This window comes from Brochothrix sp., assembly GCF_017549435.1.
GTDB lineage: Bacteria > Bacillota > Bacilli > Lactobacillales > Listeriaceae > Brochothrix > Brochothrix thermosphacta.
In genome coordinates this window covers 1-7,245 of sequence record NZ_JAFYUW010000123.1, presented here as the reverse complement: position 1 = coordinate 7,245, position 7,245 = coordinate 1, and the positions used below count along the sequence as shown (strand labels likewise).

Annotated in this window: 8 protein-coding genes and 2 riboswitches; of the genes, 3 read left to right on the top strand and 5 right to left on the bottom strand. The window is 36.4% G+C overall.

Annotation, left to right across the window (positions count from 1 at the left end; genetic code table 11):
- Positions 1 to 48: 48 nt before the first annotated feature.
- The 3 genes from IKV95_RS08455 to IKV95_RS08445 all read right to left on the bottom strand — a co-directional run bounded on the left by IKV95_RS08455 (position 49) and on the right by IKV95_RS08445 (position 2,133).
- On the bottom strand, positions 49 to 585 hold the full coding sequence (locus tag IKV95_RS08455) for a chromate transporter (RefSeq protein WP_029091706.1): 537 nt from the start codon (positions 583 to 585) through the stop codon (positions 49 to 51).
- On the bottom strand, positions 582 to 1,142 hold the full coding sequence (locus IKV95_RS08450) for a chromate transporter (RefSeq protein WP_029091705.1): 561 nt from the start codon (positions 1,140 to 1,142) through the stop codon (positions 582 to 584). The genes IKV95_RS08455 and IKV95_RS08450 overlap by 4 nt, the downstream gene beginning before the upstream one ends.
- A gap of 136 nt (positions 1,143 to 1,278) precedes the next feature.
- Positions 1,279 to 2,133 carry a DUF2653 family protein gene (locus IKV95_RS08445; RefSeq protein ID WP_029091704.1) on the bottom strand — a complete coding sequence of 285 codons (855 nt, stop codon included), beginning with the start codon at positions 2,131 to 2,133 and terminating at the stop codon, positions 1,279 to 1,281.
- Positions 2,134 to 2,336: 203 nt separating this feature from the next.
- Positions 2,337 to 2,448: riboswitch (SAM riboswitch) on the top strand.
- Positions 2,449 to 2,530: 82 nt separating this feature from the next.
- Between IKV95_RS08445 and IKV95_RS08440 the strand changes: the two genes are divergently transcribed.
- Genes IKV95_RS08440 through IKV95_RS08430 form a run of 3 tightly spaced genes read left to right on the top strand, consistent with a single transcriptional unit; the run spans position 2,531 to position 5,051 of the window.
- Complete coding sequence (locus tag IKV95_RS08440; RefSeq protein WP_069120867.1) at positions 2,531 to 3,346, top strand: MetQ/NlpA family ABC transporter substrate-binding protein; 816 nt, start codon at positions 2,531 to 2,533, stop codon at positions 3,344 to 3,346.
- Between the two features lie 27 nt (positions 3,347 to 3,373).
- Positions 3,374 to 4,396: a methionine ABC transporter ATP-binding protein gene (locus IKV95_RS08435; protein WP_069137480.1), complete on the top strand. Its 1,023-nt coding sequence runs from the start codon at positions 3,374 to 3,376 to the stop codon at positions 4,394 to 4,396.
- Positions 4,389 to 5,051, top strand: coding sequence for a methionine ABC transporter permease (locus tag IKV95_RS08430; RefSeq protein WP_069120864.1), 663 nt, complete (start codon positions 4,389 to 4,391; stop codon positions 5,049 to 5,051). The genes IKV95_RS08435 and IKV95_RS08430 overlap by 8 nt, the downstream gene beginning before the upstream one ends.
- A 52-nt stretch (positions 5,052 to 5,103) precedes the next feature.
- On the opposite strand, the gene tenA is transcribed toward IKV95_RS08430, so the two are convergent.
- Complete coding sequence (tenA, locus tag IKV95_RS08425; protein ID WP_029091700.1) at positions 5,104 to 5,775, bottom strand: thiaminase II; 672 nt, start codon at positions 5,773 to 5,775, stop codon at positions 5,104 to 5,106.
- Positions 5,776 to 5,893: 118 nt separating this feature from the next.
- A riboswitch (TPP riboswitch) is annotated at positions 5,894 to 5,997 on the bottom strand.
- Positions 5,998 to 6,041: 44 nt separating this feature from the next.
- Positions 6,042 to 6,728 (bottom strand): N-acetylmannosamine-6-phosphate 2-epimerase, encoded by a 687-nt coding sequence (locus IKV95_RS08420; protein ID WP_198400967.1) that lies wholly within the window; start codon positions 6,726 to 6,728, stop codon positions 6,042 to 6,044.
- Between the last annotated feature and the right edge of the window lie 517 nt (positions 6,729 to 7,245).

Sequence of the window (7,245 nt, the reverse complement as noted above, 5' to 3'; positions counted from 1 at the left end):
TGAACATTCACAAAAGAATACGTGTTCTGCTTCTGTTGCAAACAAGTTTTATAACAGTGGTAATATAAGTCCACCATATACAAAGGCACCTAAAATAACTAAGGCTGGATGGTATTTCATTTTTTCTAACGCAATATAACTGATGATTGCAAGAATCACAAATTGAATCCAGCCTAGTTGTACGATTGATGTTTTACCCATCGTATAGGTCACACTGAACATTAACATTGCAACAACAGGCTGTACCATTAACATAATACCTAACATTACTTTTGATTTTTTATATTGATCTAGTTTTTTAAAGATCACAATAAAAATAATCGCTGAAGGTAATACTGTAGCGATAATCGCAACAATTGAACCAAGTATTCCCATCACAGGATAACCGACTGATACTGCTAATTTGGTGGCAATTGGACCTGGTAAAGCATTAGCTAAGGCAATTCCATTTGAAAAGTCGCTTTGACTCATCCACTGATGTTTTTCTACTTCATGAAACACTAATGGGATTGATGCGGGACCACCACCATAACCAAAAATATTTGCTGTGAAAAATGACTTAAATAATTCCCAAAGTACGATCATTTCTTTTTACCTCCAATCAAGCGGTAATGTTGTGAACCGTATAGAGTAAATAGAATAATGACCAGTGCTGGATGAATATAGTACAGTAATATCCCTGCAACTGCACATGCTATAAGCGTTAATATCATACCCAAACCATTATATGCCGTCTTAGCAAAACGATAACCCATCAGTAATAACATCACCACAACCACTGGGGTTACTGCAGCGATAACGCCTTGAACAATTGGTGAGTCATTCAATACTGTTGCAGCTGATAATAAAGCAATCATTGCAATTGTACTTGGTAATAGATGCCAAAAAACTGCCCATATTGCGCCTAAAGTTTTTTTCCGTTCATATCCTAAGTAAGCTGCCACTTTTGTTGCGATTGGGCCTGGAAGAACATTAGCAATCGCAAGCGAGTTATCAAAGTCTGCACTACTCATCCATTTATATTTATCTACTATCTCATGTTGAAATAGCGGCATAACGGAGGGTCCTCCTCCAAAACCTAATATTCCTGTTCGTAGCATAATCATCATTAAATCTTTATACTCTGTATCTTTTTGTTTCATACATCGCACTCCTATCAGTTGTTCGTATGTCTATTCTAGCACTGTCATTGTTAAAATAAAAGGAATCTAAAGAATTCAAAAAACGCCACAAACGGATATATTTACATCCATTTGAGACGTTTTCTTTTACTTTATTTTAGCTTAAAGTTGCTGTAATACCTTTATCTTCAGAGAAATTAAGTTTAATCCCCATATTAGGATTTAAGTCAGTTTCTTTTTCTGCCCAGTAACGAATAGCTTGAACTAATGAGAAATGGTCAAGTGATTGAATAACACTGCCCGATTTATTAAGAACATCAGCACCAAAGCCTTGACGCTCATCATAAGTTAATGATACTTGCATTTCATACATATTAATTTGTTTTTCGTATGAGAAGAAGTCAATTACCGCGTTTGAAATGTTATCTTCATCTAAAACAATACCAGTTTCAGCTTCTGCAGTCGCAGCGCCACCACCCATAGCATTTTGATAATTAGTTTGAACGTCTTGATCACGATCCATTTGGCGACTATCTGAGTATCCACCAGCTGTTGCTTGCGCTTTTTTATTTTGACGTATACGTGAAATAATCATAAATACTAAACGAATAATAATAATAATCGCTAATACATTAATAATCATTCCCAAGATATTTCCGAAACCCCCCATATTTGCTAGCATACCACCAAAGAGCATTCCTGCTAAACCTCCGAGCATCATCCCACCTAGGAATCCACCAAAACGACTTTTAGCTTGTGCTTTATTCGCTGTAACAGCTTTATTTGTAGCGGCACGATTTGTATTTGTTCGGTTTGTGTTACTCTTCACACGATTGCTATTAGTGTTATATGAACGATTGCTCGAACGGTATCCACCACCACGCATTTTTGCACTTACAGTTGTAACGGATGTTGTTTTATATTGGTCAGGTGTGACAAAGTTAATAGCTTGTGTCCCTACCGGTGACATCATAATAACAACGGCCATCATAATACTTATTAATTTCTTCAAAATCTTCCCCCTCTATTTCTTTGTGTCTGACTTTATTTTACCATCTTTTTATACCTGACTCAAAAGATATGTATCCGTTATCATCAAAAACACAGTTAGTAACTTTTTTTAAATTGTTATTGACTGAATATTCGAAAGAGATTGACTTATTATCTTTTTATAGCTATACTCATATTTATCAAAGTTTAATAAACTAAATAAATTTCTTATCCAGAGTGGTGGAGGGACTGGCCCTATGAAACCCGGCAACCTGTCAATTTAATTTGATGAGGTGCTAAATCCAACACAATCTTCATAGATTGTGATAGATGAGAGAAGTATGTCCACTGCCAACTTCTCTTTTAGAGAAGTTTTTTTTATTATCTTTTTTCAAAACATATCCTAGGGGGAAATCATTATGCATAACATCAAAAAATCAGTAGGCTTTATCTTTATTTTAGTAGCAGTTTTCACTCTAACTGCTTGTGGTAACAGTAGCAAAGCACTTGATGATAAAACAATTACAGTCGGTGTAACGGGTGGACCCCATGAGCAAATCATGCAAGAAGTTGCTAAAGTTGCTAAAAAAGATGGCGTAACGGTGAAACTTAAAGTATTTAGTGATTACAACACACCCAATACGGCTTTAGATCAAGGGGAATTAGATGCAAATAGTTTCCAAACTTTACCCTTTTTAAAAAACCAAGTTAAATCAAAAGATTTTAAAATAACGGAAGCTTTCAGCACAGTAGCATTTCCACTTGGTATCTACTCAGATAAACTTAAAGATTTAAAAGATCTCAAAAAAGGTGATAAAATCGCTGTTCCTAATGATCCTGCAAATGAATTGCGTGCGTTACAACTTTTTGAAAAAGCTGGCATCATTAAACTTGATAAAAACGCTGGCGAAAATACAACTAAAAAAGATGTTGTTGAAAATAAACTTGATTTGCAAATTGTTGAACTTGACGCTGCACAAATTCCAGCTCAATTAGGTGAAGTAGCTGTTGCTGCTATTAATACAAACTTTGCAATGGGTGCTGGGCTTAACATTAAAGATAATGCTATTTACCACGAGCCATTAGTTAAAAACCCATATCCTAACTACTTTGTTGTTCGTACCGAAAATAAAGATGATGCTATTGTCGCAAAACTTAAAAAGTATTATCAATCTGATGATGTGAAAGAATTTATCGCAAAACAATTTAAAGGTTCGGTTGTTCCAACTTGGTAAATGACTGTATTACTGGAGGCATAAGGTATGATTGAATTAAAAAATATTACAAAAAATTATAAAGTTGGCAAAAAAACAATCAACGCATTAGATGACGTTTCTTTAAGTGTTCATAAAGGTGAAATTTATGGCGTGATTGGTTATAGTGGCGCTGGTAAAAGTACTCTCATACGTTGTATCAATCTATTAGAAACACCGACTGAGGGTGAAGTTTTTGTTGACGGTATCAAACTAAATGATTTAAATAAAAATGACTTACAACAAACACGTCAAAAAATCGGAATGATTTTTCAAGGTTACAATTTACTTACAACTGCAACTGTATATGATAATGTGGCTATTCCATTGAAACTCGCAGGGTTATCAAAAGATCTTATCCAACAGCGCGTTAAGAAATACTTAGAGATCGTTGGTTTAAGTGATCGAGCGTCAGCTTTTCCTGCACAATTATCTGGTGGGCAAAAACAACGTGTAGCGATTGCACGTGCCCTTTCACATGAACCAGAAATTTTATTAAGCGACGAAGCAACAAGTGCACTTGATCCCACCACAACAGAGTCTATCCTTGATTTATTGTTAGAAATAAACCAGGAGCTAGGCCTAACCATCTTTTTAATCACGCATGAATTAAGTGTTATTCAGCGCTTGTGTGATCGTGTTGCGGTGATGCAAGATGGACAAATTGTAGAACAAGGGCCTGTCGTTGATGTGTTTACACAGCCGCGTTCAACTATTACCAAAACATTCGTTCAAGATTCGGCAAAATACAAATTGCCTGCTAAATTTTTGCAAACTTTACCAGAAGAAGGCGTTCTTATCCATTGTACTTTTGTTGGTATTTCATCAACTAAACCAGCATTAGCACATGTAGCAACTACTTTTGGAGTGGTACCTAATATCATTGCTGGTGGAATTGATCAATTTAAAAATGAATCCGTTGGCAATCTTCTGGTTCATTTAGAGGGCGAACCAGACAAAGTAACTGCAGCAATTAATTATCTGAGTGGTCAAGGAATTATTGTGAAGAAAGAAGGTGAAATCAATGGCTAATTTTTTTAATGAATGGGGTCCCACTTTACTCGATGGTTTAGCTGCGACGATTCAGATGACCGTGATTTCACTACTGATTTCAATTATTCTCGGCGTCCCTTTAGCTATTCTACTTGTACTAACACGTAAAGGTGGTTACGCGGATAGTCCTGTCGCATACGCTATTTCAAATGCTGCTATCAACGTTATTCGATCAATCCCTTTCATCATATTGCTATTCTTTCTACTCCCTTTTACAAAGGTCGTAGCTGGCACAACGATTGGCGTCCAAGGTGTTATCGTTCCATTAGTTGTCTATTGTGCGCCTTATATTGCACGTTTGATTGAATCTGCGTTATTAGAAGTCGATAAAGGTGTTGTTGAAGCGTATCAATCCATGGGTATCTCAACTTGGAAAATCATTTGGTTTGTGATGGTTCGTGAATCCCGTTCATCGATTGTTTTAGGTTTAACAATTGCTACTATCGGTTTGATTGGCGCAACTGCTATGGCTGGCTTTGTAGGCGCTGGCGGTTTAGGTGACCTTGCTTATCAATTCGGTTATCTTCGCTTCCAACCTAACATGATGTATGCCACCTTAATTTTGTTGATTGTGATTGTACAAATTATTCAATCTCTCGGCAGCTTAATTGCTCGTCGTTTGAAAAAAAATTAATAAAAAATCGCACGGTAGACGTAAAACACGTCAGCTGTGCGATTTTTTTCACTTACTTTTCTGATGGCCATTGTTCTCCGGCATAAGCCATTTCCCAAAATGCCAATTCATACTCCTTAGCCCGTTTAAATGCATCGCGCATTTTTTCCTTTTCCGCTTCACTACTTAGTTCGGCTAAACGATTTAACAAATCAATTTGTACTTGAGTCTCTTTCTGAAATAGCTCGCTACCATAGTTTTCCAGCCAACTAGCATACAAGGGGTTCACTGGTTTACTGTCCCGATAATAAGACCCAATATCTGCATAAAGCCAATAACAAGGAAGTAGTCCAGCAATCGTTTGCCCTAAACTTCCTGCCATCGCCACACGATATAAATGTGATGTATACCCATATGCTGTTGGTAATGGACGAATATCAGTTTGTATTGTTGTCGACATCCCTAATAAACGAGCATGCTCCGTGTGCATTAACATCTCTGCTGCAATTGTTTCTTGTGCTTGCTTCAATAACATATGAGTAACAGCTGTTTCTTCTGCTTGAACTGCTGCTAGCGCATGTATTTTACTATAATGGTTTAGATAATACATATCCTGCACTAAATACCGTTTAAATGCTTCTTCTGGTAATGTTCCTTCTGCTAGTTCGACTACAAAAGGATGTGTCATGCTTTTTTCCCAACTCTTTGCTGTCATGACTTTTAACTCGTCTGTGAACAATGTCATTTTCTGATCCCCCTTTAATTAAGCGTAAAAAAACAACCACCTTCTAAAAAGAGAAAGTGGTTGTTTTTGTATGCGAAAAAACGGCTAAACACCCGCTGTTAAACAGAATGATGTTCCATACGAGAACAAGCCACATTCCTTCCGCTGGTACTAACCAGATCAAGTCAAAGGGTTGAGGACAATGTCCAATCTCAGCTTATCTAAGCTCCCCTAGTGGTGTTTATTTACTGCTTCATCTTAGCATGTTCATTCTAATCATTCAATCGTTATCTTTTTTCATTCATTTTCGTTACAAATTTTTCTGTAATAAGTTGTGGACGCGTAATTGCGCTTCCAACAACAATAGAATGAACACCTAATTGTTTACACTGCTGTGCTTTTTCAGGTGTATCAACATTACCTTCTGCGATGACAGGTAGTGTACATTTCTCAATAATTGTTCGTAGTTTTTCAAAATGATTAGCTGCCAAATCATGACCTTCAGATTCAGCTGTGTACCCAATCAATGTTGTCGATATACAATCAAACCCTAACGATTCAGCATTAAGGGCTTCATCTACTGTAGCAATATCTGCCATTAGTAATATATCAGGATAATTCAACTTAATTTTAGAGACTAATTCTGCTAAACTTTCACCATTCGGTCGTACTCGGCTAGTCGCATCTAAGGCAATCATTTCACAACCTGTTGTCATTAATTCATTAACTTCTAACATTGTGGCTGTAATAAATACAGGGGAGTCCTCATAGTCCCGTTTGATAATTCCTACAATGGGTAAACTTGTTGTCGCTTGAATTGCTATAATATCAATCACTGAATTTGCCCGAATACCAACTGCGCCACCTTGCTCAGCTGCAACTGCTAAACGGCTCATAATGTAAGAACTATGTAAGGGTTCATTTTCTAACGCTTGACATGACACGATTAAACCGTCTTTTACCTTTTTTAACATCGTCATTTTCATCCGCCTCCATTACCTTTTCACTACACTTCTTCACAGCACTCTCTGACGCCATTTTTTTCACGTTACTGTATCACTCTCAAAAATGTTTTCACACACTCAATATAACGATTGCAATCGCTTTCGTCAAATTATAACTGTCACTACTGACCTATTAATGGTGAAAAATTCGACCTGAAATACATACTGCAAAAAACAGATATTAGAAGATACTTTTGAAGATAAATTCAATGTGAGACCTGAAAATTAAACTGAAGTATATGTCGTTGACTTTAATGCCTGTCTTCAATACTCCAACTAAAAAAGGTAATGGTACTCTTAAAAGATTGAGGATTCTTTCACTATTTACTTGCAAATAATTTAATGCCTAATAACACTAAAATGCTGCCCATAATTTTATTCAAATAGTGTGAAATACTTTGATTTTTTTGTAGTTTCCCACTCAAAACACCTGCTATGCTTGCAATAACAACACTCCATATGAAACCTGTCATTGTAAAGGTAAACC

What these genes read in the sequence shown, in the direction of transcription:
- IKV95_RS08420 (WP_198400967.1), bottom strand. Translation starts at nt 6,728, where the DNA reads ATGTTAAAAAAGGTAAAAGACGGTTTAATCGTGTCATGTCAAGCGTTA.
- tenA (WP_029091700.1), bottom strand. Translation starts at nt 5,775, where the DNA reads ATGACATTGTTCACAGACGAGTTAAAAGTCATGACAGCAAAGAGTTGG.
- IKV95_RS08430 (WP_069120864.1), top strand. Translation starts at nt 4,389, where the DNA reads ATGGCTAATTTTTTTAATGAATGGGGTCCCACTTTACTCGATGGTTTA.
- IKV95_RS08455 (WP_029091706.1), bottom strand. Translation starts at nt 585, where the DNA reads ATGATCGTACTTTGGGAATTATTTAAGTCATTTTTCACAGCAAATATT.
- IKV95_RS08450 (WP_029091705.1), bottom strand. Translation starts at nt 1,142, where the DNA reads ATGAAACAAAAAGATACAGAGTATAAAGATTTAATGATGATTATGCTA.
- IKV95_RS08435 (WP_069137480.1), top strand. Translation starts at nt 3,374, where the DNA reads ATGATTGAATTAAAAAATATTACAAAAAATTATAAAGTTGGCAAAAAA.
- IKV95_RS08440 (WP_069120867.1), top strand. Translation starts at nt 2,531, where the DNA reads ATGCATAACATCAAAAAATCAGTAGGCTTTATCTTTATTTTAGTAGCA.